The organism is Neoroseomonas oryzicola (genome assembly GCF_012163135.1).
GTDB classification, from domain to species: domain Bacteria; phylum Pseudomonadota; class Alphaproteobacteria; order Acetobacterales; family Acetobacteraceae; genus Neoroseomonas; species Neoroseomonas oryzicola.
Genome location: NZ_JAAVUP010000002.1, coordinates 1 through 13,658, shown reverse-complemented (window position 1 = coordinate 13,658; position 13,658 = coordinate 1). Strand labels below are relative to the sequence as shown.

The following is a 13,658-nucleotide window of genomic DNA, read 5'->3' as shown; positions in this document are numbered from 1 at the left end:
TTCTGTATCCTTACCGGGTGAGCCCTCAGAAGGGCTCCTCCACCTTCTTCGCGAGTTCCTCGATGTTCTCGGGCGGCCAACCGGTGACGGTCATGCCGAGGCCGAGGCCCATGGAGGCGAGGACTTCCTTGATCTCGTTCAGCGACTTGCGCCCGAAATTCGGGGTGCGGAGCATTTCCTGCTCGGTCTTCTGAACCAGGTCGCCGATGTAGACGATGTTGTCGTTCTTCAGGCAGTTCGCCGAGCGGACCGAGAGCTCGAGCTCGTCGACCTTGCGCAGCAGGTTGCGGTTGAACGGCAGGTCGTCGCGGATCTCTTCCTCGACGCGCGCGCGCGGCTCGTCGAAGTTGATCAGGATCTGCAGCTGTTCCTGCAGGATGCGGGCGGCGACGCCCACGGCATCCTCGGGGGCCAGCGTGCCGTCCGTCTCGACCGTCAGGATCAGCTTGTCGTAGTCGGTCTTCTGGCCAACGCGGGTCGGCTCCACGCGATACGCCACGCGGCGCACCGGGGAGTAGATCGCGTCCACCGGGATCAGGCCGATCGGTGCGTCCTCGGGGCGGTTCTCGGCGGCAGGGACGTAGCCCTTGCCGACATCGACCGTCAGTTCCATCGCGAGCTTCGCGCCGTCGTCGAGGGTGCAGAGCACCAGCTCGGGGTTCGCGATCTCGATGTCGCCGGTGGTCTGGATCTGCCCGGCGGTCACCTCGCCCGGGCCGGTCGCGGTGAGCTGCAGGCGCTTCGCGCCCTCGCCCTGCATCCGGATGGCAAGCTGCTTCACGTTCAGGACGATGTCCGTCACGTCCTCGCGCACGCCCTGGATGGAGCTGAACTCATGCAGCACGCCGTCGATGCGGATGGCGGTCACGGCCGCGCCCTGCAGCGACGACAGCAGCACGCGACGCAGCGCATTGCCGAGCGTCATGCCGAAGCCGCGCTCCAGCGGCTCCAGCACGACGGTCGCCGTGCGCAGCGGGTCCGCGCCCATCTCGACGGACTTCTGCGTCTCGATCAGCGAACGCCAATTCCTCTCGAGCACTCTTCAATCTCCTGTCGGCGGCCGTGCGGGGGTCAGCGGCGCGTCTGGTTCAGACGCGGCGGCGCTTGCGCGGGCGGCAGCCGTTGTGCGGGATGGGCGTCACGTCCTTGATGGCGGTCACGTAGAAGCCGACCGACTGAAGGGCGCGCAGCGCCGACTCGCGGCCCGAACCGGGGCCGCTCACCATGATCTCGAGCGTCTCCATGCCGTGCTCGCGCGCCTTGCGGCCGGCATCCTCCGCCGCGACCTGCGCCGCGTACGGGGTGGACTTGCGGCTGCCCTTGAAACCCTGGGAGCCGGAGGACGACCAGGCGATGGCATTGCCCTGGGCGTCCGTGATGGTCACGATCGTGTTGTTGAACGACGCCAGCACGTGGGCGACGCCCGACGTGATGTTCTTCCGTTCCTTGCGCTTGACGGGGCCACGGGCGGCGCCGCCGCGGGGTTCGCGGGCCATCTTACTTCGTCACCTTCTTCTTGCCGGCGATCGGCACGGCCTTGCCCTTGCGGGTGCGGGCATTGGTGTGGGTGCGCTGGCCGCGGACCGGCAGGCCCTTGCGGTGACGCAGGCCGCGGTAGCAGCCCAGGTCCATCAGGCGCTTGATGTTCATCGCCTGCTCGCGGCGCAGGTCGCCCTCGACGCGATAGTCGCGGTCGATCAGCTCGCGGATCTTCAGGACCTCGTCGTCCGTCAGCTGGTTCACCCGACGATCGTCGGGGATGCCGAGCTTGCCGCAGATGTCCTTCGCGTTCTGCGGCCCGATGCCGAAGATGTAGCGAAGCGAGATGAGCACCCGCTTGTTGGTCGGGATGTTCACGCCGGCGATGCGCGCCACAGTGCCTCTCCTGGGGCTCAGCCCCGATAATTGCCGTGCGGGGCTACAGCCCCTCCGGCGCAGTGAACAAATCCATGCAACGGTGAACGGCGGCCGGGCGTGCCCGGTCGCGGGAGCGGGCGATCTAGCCCCCGCCCCCCATAGAGTCAACCCTTCCCGGACAGGATTGCGCCGATCTGGCGCCCTACCTCGTCCATCGATGCCATGCCGTCCACGCCGCTCAGCTTTCCCTGGGCGGCGTAGTAGGGCAGCAGCGGCGCCGTCTGGCGGTGATAGGCCTCGAGCCTGGCCTTGACCGTCTCGGCGTTGTCGTCGGCGCGGCGGGTGAATTCCGTCCCACCGCACGAATCGCAGACACCGGCCTTGGCGGTCGGCTTGAAGGTGTCGTGGTAGCCAGCGCCGCACTTCGCACAGGTGAAGCGTCCGGCGATGCGCTCCACCAGCGCCCCGTCGTCGACCTTCAGCTCGATCACGTGGTCGAGCTGCAGTCCCTTGTCGGTCAGCATCCGGTCCAGCGCCTCGGCCTGGGGGACCGTGCGGGGGAAGCCGTCGAGGATGAAGCCCTTGGCGCAGTCCGGCCGGGAGACCCGGGCGGCGAGCATGGCGGTGATGACCTCGTCCGGGACCAGCTCGCCCCGTTCCATGATCGCCTTGGCCTTCAGGCCGATCTCGCTGCCCGACTTGACCTCGGCCCGCAGCATGTCCCCGGTCGAGATCTGGGCGATCCCGAACTGGTCCTCCAGCCGCTTGGCCTGCGTGCCCTTCCCGGCCCCGGGCGGGCCCAGCAGGATCAGGTTCATCCTCGTCGTTCCCCCTTCGTCTGCGTCAGCGCGGCCGCGGCATGCCGCGCCCGCCCAGCCTGGCCTTCTTGATCAGGCCTTCGTACTGGTGGGCGAAGAGGTGCGACTGCACCTGCGCCACCGTGTCCATCGTGACCGAGACGATGATCAGAAGGGAAGTGCCGCCGAAATAGAAGGGCACGCCGTACTGGCTGATCAGGATCTCAGGGATGATGCAGACGATGCAGAGGTAGATGGCGCCGACCACGGTCAGCCGGGTCAGCACCCGGTCGAGGTAGTCCGCGGTCTGCTGCCCAGGGCGGATGCCGGGCACGAAGCCGCCGTACTTCTTCAGGTTGTCCGCGGTCTCGGTCGGGTTGAACACCACCGCGGTGTAGAAGAAGGCGAAGAAGATGATCAGCCCCATGTAGAGCGCCATGTAGAGCGGACGCCCATGCGCCACCATCGCGGTGATGGTCTGCAGCCAGCCTTCCTGGGTCGGGTCGGTCGAGAAACCCGCCACCGTCGCCGGCAGCAGCAGCAGCGAGGAGGCGAAAATCGGCGGGATGACGCCCGCGGTGTTCAGCTTGAGCGGAAGGTGCGTCGCCTCCCCGCTGAACATGCGGTTGCCGACCTGGCGCTTGGGGTACTGCACCGGGATGCGCCGCTGCGCCCGTTCCACGAACACCACGAAGGCGATGACCGCCAGGGCGATGATGAGGAAGGCGATGATGAAGATGGTGGACAGCGCACCCGTGCGGCCCAGTTCCAGGGTCGTGATCAGCGCGTGCGGCAGGTTCGCCACGATGCCCGCGAAGATGATCAGGCTGATGCCGTTGCCCACGCCGCGCGCGGTGATCTGCTCGCCCAGCCACATCAGGAACATCGTCCCGCCGACCAGCGTGATCACGCAGGAGAAGCGGAAGAACCAGCCCGGGTCGTAGACCGCCGCCCCGAACTGCCCGCGCATCGACTCGAGCCCGATCGCGATGCCCCAGGCCTGGAAGATGGCGATGATGACGGTCAGGTAGCGCGTGTACTGGTTGAGCTTCTTGCGCCCCGCCTCGCCTTCCTTCTTCAGCGCTTCCCAGGCGGGAATCGCCGCCGTCATCAGCTGCACGATGATCGAGGCGCTGATGTAGGGCATGATGTTCAGGGCAAAGACGGTCATGCGCCCGAGCGCGCCGCCCGTGAACATGTCGAACATGCCGAGGATCCCGCCGCCATGCTGGGCCAGGATCTCGCCCATCACCGCGGCATCGACGCCGGGGACGGGCACATAGGTGCCGATGCGGTAGACGATGAGCGCGCCCAGGGTGAACCAGATGCGCTTCTTGAGCTCGGTCGCCTTCGCCAGAACCCCGAAGTTGAGGTTCGACATCGCCTGCTCGGCAGCGGACGCCATGCGTTATCTCCTCAGCACTGCGGCGCACAGGTGCCCCTGCGCGCCGCAGCGTAGACCGGACCCTGACCTAAGCCTCTGCCCGGCCAGGGGCAAGGGTCACTCGGACGCGGCTTCCGCCGGCGCCGCGGTGACGGTCACGCTGCCGCCGGCAGCCTGAACCGCCGCGATCGCGGCCGCCGAGGCGCCGGAGACGGTGATGTTCACCGCGCGCTTGATCTCGCCCTTGGCGAGCAGGCGCACGCCGGCGAACTTCGCCGAGGAGCGGACCACGCCCGCCGCCTTCAGCGCCGTCTCGTCGATCGCCTCACCGGCGGGCAGACGGCCCGACTCGATGGCCGCATCGAGCGCGCCGAGGTTGAGGACCGCGTAGTCCTTCCGGAACACGTTCACGAAGCCGCGCTTCGGCATGCGACGGTAGATCGGGAGCTGACCGCCCTCGAACCCGTTGATCGACACGCCGGTGCGGGCCTTCTGACCCTTCACGCCGCGACCGCCGGTCTTGCCCTTGCCGGAGCCGATGCCGCGGCCGATGCGCTTGAACTTCGGGCGGGCGCCCTCGTTGTCGCGCAGTTCATTGAGCTTCATCGGTTCAGCCCTCCACCTTCACGAGGTGGGCCACCTTGCGGATCATCCCACGCACGGCCGGAGTATCCTCCAGCTCACGCGTGCGATGGCGCTTGTTCAGGCCGAGACCGATGAGGGTCTCCTTCTGGCCCGGCTTGCGGCCGATCGGGGACCCGAGCTGGGTCACCTTCACGGTCTTCTTCTGCTCAGACACTGGTGGCCTCCGTCGCCTCGGCGGCGTCCTTCTTCTGGCCCAGGATGTCGGCGACCTTCTTGCCGCGGCGGGAAGCGACGGCACGCGGGGACGTGCAGCGCTGCAGCGCGGCGAAGGTGGCCTTCACCATATTGTGCGGGTTCGCCGAACCCGTGCACTTGGCGACGACGTCGCCCATGCCGAGCGTCTCGAACACCGCGCGCATCGGGCCGCCAGCGATGATGCCGGTACCCGCCGGGGCGGCGCGCAGGATGACGCGGCCGGCGCCGAACTCGCCGATCACGTCATGGTGCAGCGTCCGGCCCTCGCGCATCGGCACGCGGATCATCGTGCGCTTCGCACGCTCCGTCGCCTTGCGGATCGCCTCCGGCACCTCGCGGGCCTTGCCCGCACCCCAGCCGACCCGGCCCTTCTCGTCGCCGACCACGACCAGGGCCGCGAAGGAGAAGCGACGGCCACCCTTCACCACCTTGGCGACGCGGTTGATGGTGACGAGCTTGTCCTTCAGCTCGTCGCCTTCCTGGCGCTCCTGCCGGTTGTCGCGATCACCGTCGCGGCGACGGCCACGGCGCTCACGCCCGCCTTCGCCGCCACCCTCGCCGCCGGTCCTCGGTTCACGTGCCATGCTTCATCACCCTCAGAACGACAGCCCGCCCTCGCGGGCGCCGTCCGCGAGCGCCTTGACGCGCCCATGGTAGAGATAGGGACCACGGTCGAAGACGACTTCCGTCACCCCGGCCGCGATCGCGCGCTCGGCCACCAGCTTGCCGACCGCGGTCGCCGCGTCCTTGTCGGCGCCGGTCTTCAGCCCCTCGCGCATCGTCTTCTCGAGCGTCGAGGCGGAGGCCACCGTACGGCCCGCCTTGTCGTCGATGACCTGCGCGTAGATGTGCTTGCCCGAGCGGAAGACCGAGAGGCGCGCGCGCCCGCCGGACTTCTGCTTGAGCTGGTAGCGGAGGCGGCGGCGGCGCCGCGCCTCGAGATCGAGCTTGCTGGCCATTACTTCTTCTTACCCTCCTTCCGGAGGATGGTCTCGTTGTCGTACTTGACGCCCTTGCCCTTGTAGGGCTCGGGGCCGCGGTACGCGCGGATCTCGGCCGCCACCTGGCCCACCTGGCGCTTGTCCGTCCCCTCCACCTTGATGGCGGTCGGCTTCTCGCAGGTGATCTTGATCCCCTTCGGAATCGCGTAGCGGATCTCGTGGCTGTAGCCGAGGTTCAGCACCAGATCGGACCCCTGCACCGCGGCGCGGTAGCCGGTGCCGTTGATCTCCATAGACTTCGAGAAGCCCGTGGAAACGCCCGTCACCATGGAGTTGATCAGGCTGCGCGTCGTGCCCCACATGGTCCGCGCGCGGCGGTCCGTGCGGCGCGGCGACACCGCGACCTCATTGGCCTTGATCTCGACGTCCACGTCGTCCGTGAGGTCGAGCTTGAGTTCGCCGAGCTTGCCCTTGGCAGTCAGCGTGCGGCCGGCCAGCGCGAGCGAGACGCCCGACGGCACCGGCACGGGATACTTCCCAACGCGAGACATCTTCCTGCGCCTCCCGTCAGAACACGCGGCAGAGGACTTCGCCGCCGACATTGGCAGCGCGGGCCTCGTTCTCGCTCATCACGCCCCGCGGCGTGGACAGGATCGACGTGCCGAGGCCGTTGTAGAACTTCGGCAGCTCCGCGATCTTCGAATAGACGCGCCGGCCCGGCTTGGAGACGCGGGTGATCTCCTTGATGGCGGGCTCGCCCTCGGAATACTTCAGCTCGATATCGATGAAGCGGATGCCGGGGCGCACTTCCTCGGTGCGCCAGGCGCGGATGTAGCCCTCGCGCTTCAGCACCTCGAGCACGTTCTCGCGCAGCTTCGACGCCGGCGCCTTGCAGCGCGACTGCCGAGCGGCCTGCGCGTTGCGGATGCGCGTGAGCATATCGCCCAGCGGATCGGACATGGACATGGCCGGTCCTTCCTTACCAGCTCGCCTTGACCACACCGGGGATCTGGCCCTTGGAGGCCAGTTCCCGCAGCTGGTTGCGGCAGAGCTTGAACTTGCGATAGTTGCCGCGCGGGCGGCCGGTCACTTCACAGCGCAGACGGACGCGGTTCTTCGCGCCGTTGCGGGGGAACTGTGCGAGCTTCAGCGTCGCCTCGAAGCGCTCCTCCACCGGCAGCTCGCGATCCATGATCACGGCCTTCAGGGCGGCGCGCTTCGACGCGTGAAGCTTCGAGAGCTTCTCGCGGCGCTTGTTCTTCTCGACAGACGAGGTCTTGGCCATACCGTCTAGGTCCTCCGGAACCTGCCGGGCTGCACCCGGCGGTTTTCCAAAATCAGTTCTGGAAGGGAAGCTCGAACGCCTTGAGCAGCGCCTTCGCTTCCTTGTCGGTCTTCGCCGTGGTGACGAAGACGATGTCCATGCCGCGGATCGCGTCCACCTTGTCGTAGCTGATCTCGGGGAACACGATCTGCTCCTTGAGGCCGAGGGAGAAATTCCCCCGCCCGTCGAAGCCCTTGTTGCCCGGGAGGCCACGGAAGTCGCGCAGGCGCGGCAGCGCGATGGTCACGAGCCGGTCAAGGAACTCGTACATGCGCTGCTTGCGAAGCGTCACCTTCGTGCCGATCGCCATGCCCTCGCGGATCTTGAAGCCCGCGATGGCCTTCTTCGCCTTGGTCTTCACCGGCTTCTGGCCCGCGATCATCGTCAGCTCGGCGACAGCGGCGTCGAGCTTCTTCTGGTCGCCAGCGGCTTCGCCGACGCCCATGTTGATGACGATCTTGTCGAGCTTCGGCACTTCCATCGGGTTCTTGTACCCGAACTCCTCGACGAGGCGCTTGCGCACGACCTCGTCGTAGTGCTTCCGCAGCCGCGGCTGTTCCATCGCTTCGCTCATGCGTCGAGCACCTCGCCGGAGGCCTTCGCCACCCGGACCTTCTTGCCGTCCTCGAGCACCTTGAAGCCAACCCGGGTCGGCTTGCCCGACTTCGGATCCAGCAGCGCCAGGTTGGAGAGGTGAATGCCCGCCTCCTTCTCCTGGATGCCGCCGGGACGACCCATGCCCTGCGGCTTCTCGTGCTTCTTCACCAGGTTGACGCCCTGGACGAGGGCGCGGCCCTCGGTCGGCATCACCCGGATCACCTCGCCCTGGCGGCCCTTATCCTTGCCGGCCAGGACCTGGACGCGGTCGCCCTTACGGATCTTCGCGGCCATGGTTACAGCACCTCCGGCGCGAGGGAGATGATCTTCATGAACTTCTTCGCGCGCAGCTCGCGCACGACCGGTCCGAAGATGCGGGTGCCGATCGGCTCGTTCTGCTTGTTGATCAGCACGGCCGCGTTGCGGTCGAAGCGGATCACCGTGCCGTCCTGCCGGCGCACCGGGTAGGCGGTGCGCACGATCACCGCGCGCTCCACCGTGCCCTTCTTCACCTTGCCCCGCGGAATCGCTTCCTTGACGGAGACGACGATGATGTCGCCCACGCCAGCGGTCTTCCGCTTGGAGCCGCCGAGCACCTTGATGCACTGCACGCGGCGTGCACCCGAGTTGTCGGCGACCTCGAGGTTGGATTCGACCTGGATCATGGATCAGGCCTCCGCGGTCGCGAGGAAGGCGGGCTTGTCGACGGCCGCGCCGTTCCGCTCGATCACCACCCAGGACTTGGACTTGGAGATCGGGCGGCACTCCTCGATCGCCACGACGTCGCCTTCCTTGCACAGGTTGGCGTCGTCATGCGCGGCGTACTTCTTCGAGCGCCGGATGAACTTCTTGTAGAGCGGATGCATCACGCGACGCTCGACCAGGACCGTGATGGTCTTGTCCGTCTTGTCGCTGGTGACCCGCCCGGTGAGGACGCGCTTCGGCATCGCCGTCGGTCTCCTCTCAGGCCTTGGTGGCGGCGGTGCGCGTCCGCTCGCCGATGATGGTCTTCACCCGCGCGATGTCGCGACGGACCTGCTTGATGCGCGAAAGCGCCTCAAGCTGGCCGGTCGCGCGCTGGAAACGCAGGTTGAACTGCTCCTTGCGCAGGTCGAGCAGCATGGTGTTGAGCTCGTCCGCGGACTTGGCGCGGACATCGCCGATCTTGGTCGCAGCCATATCAGGCCTCCGCACCCAGGCGGGTGACGAACTTGGTCTTGATCGGCAGCTTCGCCGCGCCGAGGGTCAGCGCCTCGCGCGCCGTCTCAGCGGAGACGCCATCGATCTCGAACATGACGCGGCCCGGCTTCACGCGCGCCACCCAGTATTCGGGCGCGCCCTTGCCGGAACCCATGCGGACTTCCGCCGGCTTGGTCGAAACCGGCACATCCGGGAAGATGCGGATCCACACGCGACCCTGACGCTTCATCGCGCGGGTGATCGCACGACGGGCGGCCTCGATCTGGCGCGCGGTCACACGCTCCGGCTCGAGGGCCTTCAGGCCGAACCCGCCGAAGGACAGCGAGAAGCCGCCCTTGGCCAGGCCGTGGATGCGGCCCTTGTGGGCCTTGCGGAACTTGGTGCGCTTAGGCTGCAGCATTGTCCTTCACCTTCAGCGCTGCGGCGCCTGTTCCGCGGCGCGCTTGTCCTGCGCCATCGGATCATGGGCCATGATCTCGCCCTTGAAGATCCACACCTTCACACCGCAGGTGCCGTAGGTGGTCTTCGCGGTCGCCGTGCCGAAATCGATATCCGCGCGGAGCGTGTGCAGAGGCACGCGGCCCTCGCGGTACCACTCCATGCGCGCGATCTCCGCCCCGCCCAGACGGCCGGAGCAGTTGATGCGGATGCCGCCGGCGCCGAGGCGCATGGCGGACTGCACCGCGCGCTTCATCGCGCGGCGGAAGGCCACGCGACGCTCGAGCTGCTGGGCGATGTTCTCGGCCACCAGCGTCGCGTCGATCTCGGGCTTGCGGATCTCGACGATGTTCAGCGCGACTTCGGCGCCGGCCATCTTCATCAGATCCTTGCGCAGCACCTCGATGTCCGCGCCCTTCTTGCCGATCACGACGCCCGGGCGGGCGGCGTGGATCGTCACGCGGGGCTTCTTCGCCGGACGCTCGATCACGATGCGGGACACGCCCGCACCCTTGAGGCGCTTCGCCAGCGTCTCGCGCAGCTTGAAGTCCTCGTGCAGCAGCTTGGCGTAATCCGCGCCCGCGAACCAGCGGCTGTCCCAGGTGCGGTTGATGCCGAGCCGCAGCCCGATCGGATTGACTTTCTGGCCCATGTTACGCGGCCTCCTGCTCGGCCGGGGCGGCCAGCTGCTGCTCCGCCACCACGATCTTGAGGTGGCTGAACCACTTCTCGACGCTCGACGCGCGGCCGCGGCCACGCGCGTGGAAGCGCTTCATCACCTGCGCGCGGCCGACCTCGGCCTTCGAGACGACCAGGCGGTCGACGTCGAGGCTGTGGTTGTTCTCGGCGTTCGCGATCGCGGATTCGAGCGTCTTCTTCACCGTCACCGCGATGCGGCGCTTGGAGAAGGTGAGCTGCGCGACGGCGTCCTGAGCCTTCTTGCCGCGGATCATGCCGGCAACAAGGTTCAGCTTCCGCGGGGAGACGCGGATATTCCACGTCACCGCCTGCGCCTCGGTCTCCGCCAGGGTGCGGGGATGCTTCGGCTTGCTCATCGGATCAGCCCCGCTTCGCCTTCTTGTCGGCCGCGTGGCCGGTGAAGGTGCGCGTCGGCGAGAATTCGCCGAACTTGTGGCCCACCATGTTCTCCGTCACCTGCACCGGCAGGAACTTCTTGCCGTTGTAGACGCCGAAGGTCAGGCCGACGAACTGCGGCAGGATCGTGCTGCGACGCGACCAGATCTTGATGATCTCGTTGCGCGTGGACGCACGGGCCGCATCGGCCTTGTTCAGCAGGTAGCCGTCGACGAACGGCCCCTTCCAGACGCTGCGCGCCATCTGCGTCAGCCCTTCGTCGCGTTGCGGCGGCGGACGATGAGCCCGTCGGTCCGCTTGTTGTTACGGGTCTTCGCACCCTTCGTGGGCTTGCCCCACGGGGTGACCGGATGCCGGCCACCCGAGGTACGGCCTTCACCACCGCCATGCGGGTGGTCAACCGGGTTCATCACGACGCCGCGGTTATGCGGCTTCTTGCCCAGCCAGCGATTGCGCCCGGCCTTGCCGAGCTGCTGGTTCGAGTTGTCCGGGTTGGACACCGCGCCGATCGACGCCATGCACTCCGAACGGATGATGCGCAGCTCACCGGACTGCAGCTTCACCTGCGCGTAGCCCTGGTCCTTGCCGACCAGCTGCGCGAAGGTGCCCGCCGAACGCGCGATCTTGCCACCGGCACCGGGCTTCAGCTCGATGTTGTGGATGATCGTGCCGACCGGGATCGCGGCCATCGGCATCGCGTTGCCCGGCTTGATGTCGGCCTTCTCGCCGGCGACGACCGTGTCGCCCGCCTTCAGGCGCTGCGGCGCCAGGATGTAGGACAGCTCCCCATCCTGGTACTTCACCAGCGCGATGAAGGCCGTGCGGTTCGGGTCATACTCCAGGCGCTCGACGACGCCCGGCATGCCGAACTTCGCACGGCGCTTGAAGTCCACCAGGCGGTAGGCGCGCTTGTGTCCGCCGCCACGGAAGCGGACGGTGATGCGGCCATGCTGGTTGCGCCCGCCCGAGGAATGCTTGCCCTCGGTCAGGCCCTTGACCGGCGCGCCCTTCCACAGCTCGGACCGATCGATGAGGATCGTGCCGCGCAGCGAAGGCGTGACCGGGTTGAAATTCTTCAGAGCCATGGCTTACGCGAGCCCCGTCGTGAGGTCGATGCTCTGGCCTTCGGCCAGGCGCACCATCGCCTTCTTCCAGTCGGACCGCTGACCGGGACGGCCGCGGAACCGCTTCGTCTTGCCCTTCACCACGATCGTGTTGACCGTGAGGACCTTCACGCCGAACAGGCCTTCGACCGCCGCCTTGATCTGCGGCTTGGTCGCGTCGGTGGCGACCTTGAAGGTCACCTGGCCGCGCTCGTTGTTCAGCGTCGCCTTCTCGGTCACGAGCGGGGAGAGGATGGTCTGATACATCCGCTCCCGGCCGATCACCGGACGCTTCTGCTTCGGGGCGTCGCTCATGCCAGCCGCTCCTTCAGCGCCTCGACGCCGGCGCGCGTCACCGCGAGCACGTCGTGCTTGAGGATGTCATAGACATTCGCGCCGACCGTCGGCAGCACCTGCACCTTCGGCAGGTTGCGCACGACGCGGGCGAAGTTCTCGTCCGCCGCGGCGTCCACCACCAGCGCGCTGGTCCACCCGAGCGCCTTCAGCTGCTTCGCCACGGCGCCGGTCTTGGCGTCGGCCGGCAGCGCCGCGGTCTCGAGCACCACGAGCTTGCCCTCGGCGGCCTTCTGGCTGAGCGCCGAGATCAGGCCGAGACGACGGACCTTCTTGTTCAGGCTGTAGCCGTGGTCGCGCACGACCGGGCCATGCACCACGCCGCCCTTGCGGAACTGCGGGGAGCGCAGCGAGCCCTGGCGGGCGTTGCCGGTGCCCTTCTGGCGATAGGGCTTCTTCGTGGTCCCGGAGACCTCGCCCATGCCCTTCGCCTTGTGGGTGCCGGCACGGCGATTGGCGAGCTGCCAGTGCACCACGCGCGCCATGATGTCGGCACGCGGAGCGGCGCCGAACACCTCTTCCGGCAGGTCGATCTGACCGGCGGCGGCGTTGTCGAGGGTGATGACGTTGACCTGCATTGTCTCAGTCCTCAGGCCACGGCCGCCGGGAAGGGCGCATCGGCGTGACGCGCGCGCTTCACAGCGTCGCGGATCAGCACGTAGCCGCCCTTCGCACCGGGGACGGCGCCCTTGATCAGCACCAGGCCCTTCTCCGCGTCCACGCCGGCCACTTCCAGGTTCTGGGTGGTCACGCGCTCGACGCCGAGATGACCGGCCATCTTCTTGTTCTTGAAGGTCTTGCCCGGATCCTGGCGGTTACCCGTCGAACCCAGCGAACGGTGGCTGATCGACACGCCGTGCGAGGCCTCGAGGCCCGCGAAGTTCCAGCGCTTCATGCCGCCCGCGAAGCCCTTGCCGACCGTGACACCCGTCACGTCGACCTTCTGGCCCGCCACGAAATGGGCGGCGGACAGCTTCGCGCCCGGCTCGAGCGCCGCATCGGAACCGACGCGGAACTCGACGACCTTCTTCGGCGCCTCGACGCCGGACTTCGCGAAGTGACCCTTGTTCGCCTTGGAGACGTTCTTGGGCTTCGCGTCGCCGATGCCGAGCTGCACGGCCTCGTAGCCGTCCTTGTCGGTGGTGCGCTTCGCCACCACGCGGACATTGTCCACATGGAGCAGCGTCACGGGAACGGTCGAACCGTCCTCGTTGAACAGCCGGGACATCCCCAGCTTTTTCGCGATCAGGCCCGTGCGGCCCGTCTTCGCGGCCATGGCTCTATTTCCCTCTGGCCTTGAGATCTTAGATCTTGATCTCGACGTCCACGCCCGCGGCGAGGTCGAGCTTCATCAGCGCGTCCACGGTCTGCGGGGTGGGGTCGACGATGTCGAGCAGCCGGCGATGCGTCCGGATCTCGAACTGCTCGCGCGACTTCTTGTCGACGTGCGGCGAACGGTTCACCGTGAACCGCTCGATATGCGTCGGCAGAGGGATCGGGCCCCGCACGCGCGCGCCCGTCCGCTTCGCGGTGTTCACGATCTCCCGCGTGCTGCCGTCCAGCACGCGGTGATCGAACGCCTTGAGGCGGATGCGGATGTTCTGGTTGTCCATGATGAGGACCCGCGTTCCTGCCGATTACTTCGTGATCTTGGCGACGACGCCGGCGCCGACGGTGCGGCCGCCTTCGCGGATCGCGAAGCGCAGGCCTTCGTCCATGGCGATCGGC

General features: G+C 67.5%; 27 protein-coding genes. All 27 read right to left on the bottom strand.

The window, feature by feature from the left end:
• Positions 1 to 25: 25 nt before the first annotated feature.
• On the bottom strand, positions 26 to 1,039 hold the full coding sequence (locus GWK15_RS06510) for a DNA-directed RNA polymerase subunit alpha (protein ID WP_168040342.1): 1,014 nt from the start codon (positions 1,037 to 1,039) through the stop codon (positions 26 to 28).
• Positions 1,040 to 1,088: 49 nt separating this feature from the next.
• A complete protein-coding gene (rpsK, locus tag GWK15_RS06505) occupies positions 1,089 to 1,496 on the bottom strand; it encodes a 30S ribosomal protein S11 (RefSeq protein WP_168040340.1) in 408 nt (135 codons plus the stop codon).
• A gap of 1 nt (position 1,497) precedes the next feature.
• A complete protein-coding gene (gene rpsM / locus GWK15_RS06500; RefSeq protein WP_168040338.1) occupies positions 1,498 to 1,875 on the bottom strand; it encodes a 30S ribosomal protein S13 in 378 nt (125 codons plus the stop codon).
• Between the two features lie 146 nt (positions 1,876 to 2,021).
• On the bottom strand, positions 2,022 to 2,675 hold the full coding sequence (locus tag GWK15_RS06495; RefSeq protein WP_168040336.1) for an adenylate kinase: 654 nt from the start codon (positions 2,673 to 2,675) through the stop codon (positions 2,022 to 2,024).
• Positions 2,676 to 2,700: 25 nt separating this feature from the next.
• Complete coding sequence (gene secY / locus GWK15_RS06490; protein ID WP_168040334.1) at positions 2,701 to 4,059, bottom strand: preprotein translocase subunit SecY; 1,359 nt, start codon at positions 4,057 to 4,059, stop codon at positions 2,701 to 2,703.
• A gap of 96 nt (positions 4,060 to 4,155) precedes the next feature.
• Positions 4,156 to 4,644, bottom strand: coding sequence for a 50S ribosomal protein L15 (rplO, locus tag GWK15_RS06485; RefSeq protein WP_168040332.1), 489 nt, complete (start codon positions 4,642 to 4,644; stop codon positions 4,156 to 4,158).
• 4 nt (positions 4,645 to 4,648) lie between these two features.
• Positions 4,649 to 4,837 (bottom strand): 50S ribosomal protein L30, encoded by a 189-nt coding sequence (gene rpmD / locus GWK15_RS06480; protein ID WP_168040330.1) that lies wholly within the window; start codon positions 4,835 to 4,837, stop codon positions 4,649 to 4,651.
• Positions 4,830 to 5,462, bottom strand: a complete 633-nt coding sequence (gene rpsE / locus GWK15_RS06475; RefSeq protein WP_168040328.1) for a 30S ribosomal protein S5 — start codon at positions 5,460 to 5,462, stop codon at positions 4,830 to 4,832. The genes rpmD and rpsE overlap by 8 nt, the downstream gene beginning before the upstream one ends.
• 12 nt (positions 5,463 to 5,474) lie before the next feature.
• A complete protein-coding gene (rplR, locus tag GWK15_RS06470; RefSeq protein WP_168040326.1) occupies positions 5,475 to 5,837 on the bottom strand; it encodes a 50S ribosomal protein L18 in 363 nt (120 codons plus the stop codon).
• On the bottom strand, positions 5,837 to 6,370 hold the full coding sequence (gene rplF / locus GWK15_RS06465) for a 50S ribosomal protein L6 (protein WP_168040324.1): 534 nt from the start codon (positions 6,368 to 6,370) through the stop codon (positions 5,837 to 5,839). Before rplF ends, rplR begins: the two co-directional genes overlap by 1 nt.
• 16 nt (positions 6,371 to 6,386) lie before the next feature.
• On the bottom strand, positions 6,387 to 6,785 hold the full coding sequence (rpsH, locus tag GWK15_RS06460; RefSeq protein ID WP_168040322.1) for a 30S ribosomal protein S8: 399 nt from the start codon (positions 6,783 to 6,785) through the stop codon (positions 6,387 to 6,389).
• Positions 6,786 to 6,798: 13 nt separating this feature from the next.
• A complete protein-coding gene (gene rpsN, locus GWK15_RS06455; RefSeq protein ID WP_168040320.1) occupies positions 6,799 to 7,104 on the bottom strand; it encodes a 30S ribosomal protein S14 in 306 nt (101 codons plus the stop codon).
• Between the two features lie 52 nt (positions 7,105 to 7,156).
• Positions 7,157 to 7,717 carry a 50S ribosomal protein L5 gene (gene rplE, locus GWK15_RS06450; RefSeq protein WP_168040318.1) on the bottom strand — a complete coding sequence of 187 codons (561 nt, stop codon included), beginning with the start codon at positions 7,715 to 7,717 and terminating at the stop codon, positions 7,157 to 7,159.
• On the bottom strand, positions 7,714 to 8,034 hold the full coding sequence (rplX, locus tag GWK15_RS06445) for a 50S ribosomal protein L24 (RefSeq protein WP_168040316.1): 321 nt from the start codon (positions 8,032 to 8,034) through the stop codon (positions 7,714 to 7,716). Before rplX ends, rplE begins: the two co-directional genes overlap by 4 nt.
• A gap of 2 nt (positions 8,035 to 8,036) precedes the next feature.
• Entirely contained in the window at positions 8,037 to 8,405 is a 369-nt protein-coding gene (gene rplN / locus GWK15_RS06440; protein WP_137127388.1) for a 50S ribosomal protein L14, read from the bottom strand.
• Between the two features lie 3 nt (positions 8,406 to 8,408).
• Entirely contained in the window at positions 8,409 to 8,687 is a 279-nt protein-coding gene (gene rpsQ, locus GWK15_RS06435) for a 30S ribosomal protein S17 (protein ID WP_168040314.1), read from the bottom strand.
• A gap of 16 nt (positions 8,688 to 8,703) precedes the next feature.
• A complete protein-coding gene (gene rpmC, locus GWK15_RS06430) occupies positions 8,704 to 8,919 on the bottom strand; it encodes a 50S ribosomal protein L29 (RefSeq protein ID WP_168040312.1) in 216 nt (71 codons plus the stop codon).
• 1 nt (position 8,920) lies between these two features.
• Entirely contained in the window at positions 8,921 to 9,340 is a 420-nt protein-coding gene (gene rplP / locus GWK15_RS06425) for a 50S ribosomal protein L16 (RefSeq protein ID WP_168040310.1), read from the bottom strand.
• A gap of 12 nt (positions 9,341 to 9,352) precedes the next feature.
• Positions 9,353 to 10,030: a 30S ribosomal protein S3 gene (gene rpsC / locus GWK15_RS06420; RefSeq protein ID WP_168040308.1), complete on the bottom strand. Its 678-nt coding sequence runs from the start codon at positions 10,028 to 10,030 to the stop codon at positions 9,353 to 9,355.
• Position 10,031: 1 nt separating this feature from the next.
• Positions 10,032 to 10,433: a 50S ribosomal protein L22 gene (rplV, locus tag GWK15_RS06415; RefSeq protein ID WP_168040306.1), complete on the bottom strand. Its 402-nt coding sequence runs from the start codon at positions 10,431 to 10,433 to the stop codon at positions 10,032 to 10,034.
• Between the two features lie 4 nt (positions 10,434 to 10,437).
• Positions 10,438 to 10,716 (bottom strand): 30S ribosomal protein S19, encoded by a 279-nt coding sequence (gene rpsS, locus GWK15_RS06410; protein WP_168040304.1) that lies wholly within the window; start codon positions 10,714 to 10,716, stop codon positions 10,438 to 10,440.
• Positions 10,717 to 10,721: 5 nt separating this feature from the next.
• Complete coding sequence (gene rplB, locus GWK15_RS06405; protein ID WP_168040302.1) at positions 10,722 to 11,558, bottom strand: 50S ribosomal protein L2; 837 nt, start codon at positions 11,556 to 11,558, stop codon at positions 10,722 to 10,724.
• Between the two features lie 3 nt (positions 11,559 to 11,561).
• The gene (locus tag GWK15_RS06400) at positions 11,562 to 11,858 is read right to left on the bottom strand and encodes a 50S ribosomal protein L23 (RefSeq protein ID WP_456306846.1); all 297 of its coding nucleotides are present in this window, start codon (positions 11,856 to 11,858) and stop codon (positions 11,562 to 11,564) included.
• A gap of 29 nt (positions 11,859 to 11,887) precedes the next feature.
• Positions 11,888 to 12,508, bottom strand: a complete 621-nt coding sequence (gene rplD / locus GWK15_RS06395; protein WP_168040299.1) for a 50S ribosomal protein L4 — start codon at positions 12,506 to 12,508, stop codon at positions 11,888 to 11,890.
• An 11-nt stretch (positions 12,509 to 12,519) separates the two neighbouring features.
• Positions 12,520 to 13,206, bottom strand: coding sequence for a 50S ribosomal protein L3 (gene rplC, locus GWK15_RS06390; RefSeq protein WP_168040298.1), 687 nt, complete (start codon positions 13,204 to 13,206; stop codon positions 12,520 to 12,522).
• A 28-nt stretch (positions 13,207 to 13,234) separates the two neighbouring features.
• Positions 13,235 to 13,543 carry a 30S ribosomal protein S10 gene (rpsJ, locus tag GWK15_RS06385; protein WP_137127378.1) on the bottom strand — a complete coding sequence of 103 codons (309 nt, stop codon included), beginning with the start codon at positions 13,541 to 13,543 and terminating at the stop codon, positions 13,235 to 13,237.
• A gap of 24 nt (positions 13,544 to 13,567) precedes the next feature.
• A partial coding sequence (locus GWK15_RS06380; RefSeq protein WP_209442117.1) for an EF-Tu C-terminal domain-related protein occupies positions 13,568 to 13,658 on the bottom strand: 91 nt, incomplete at its 5' end.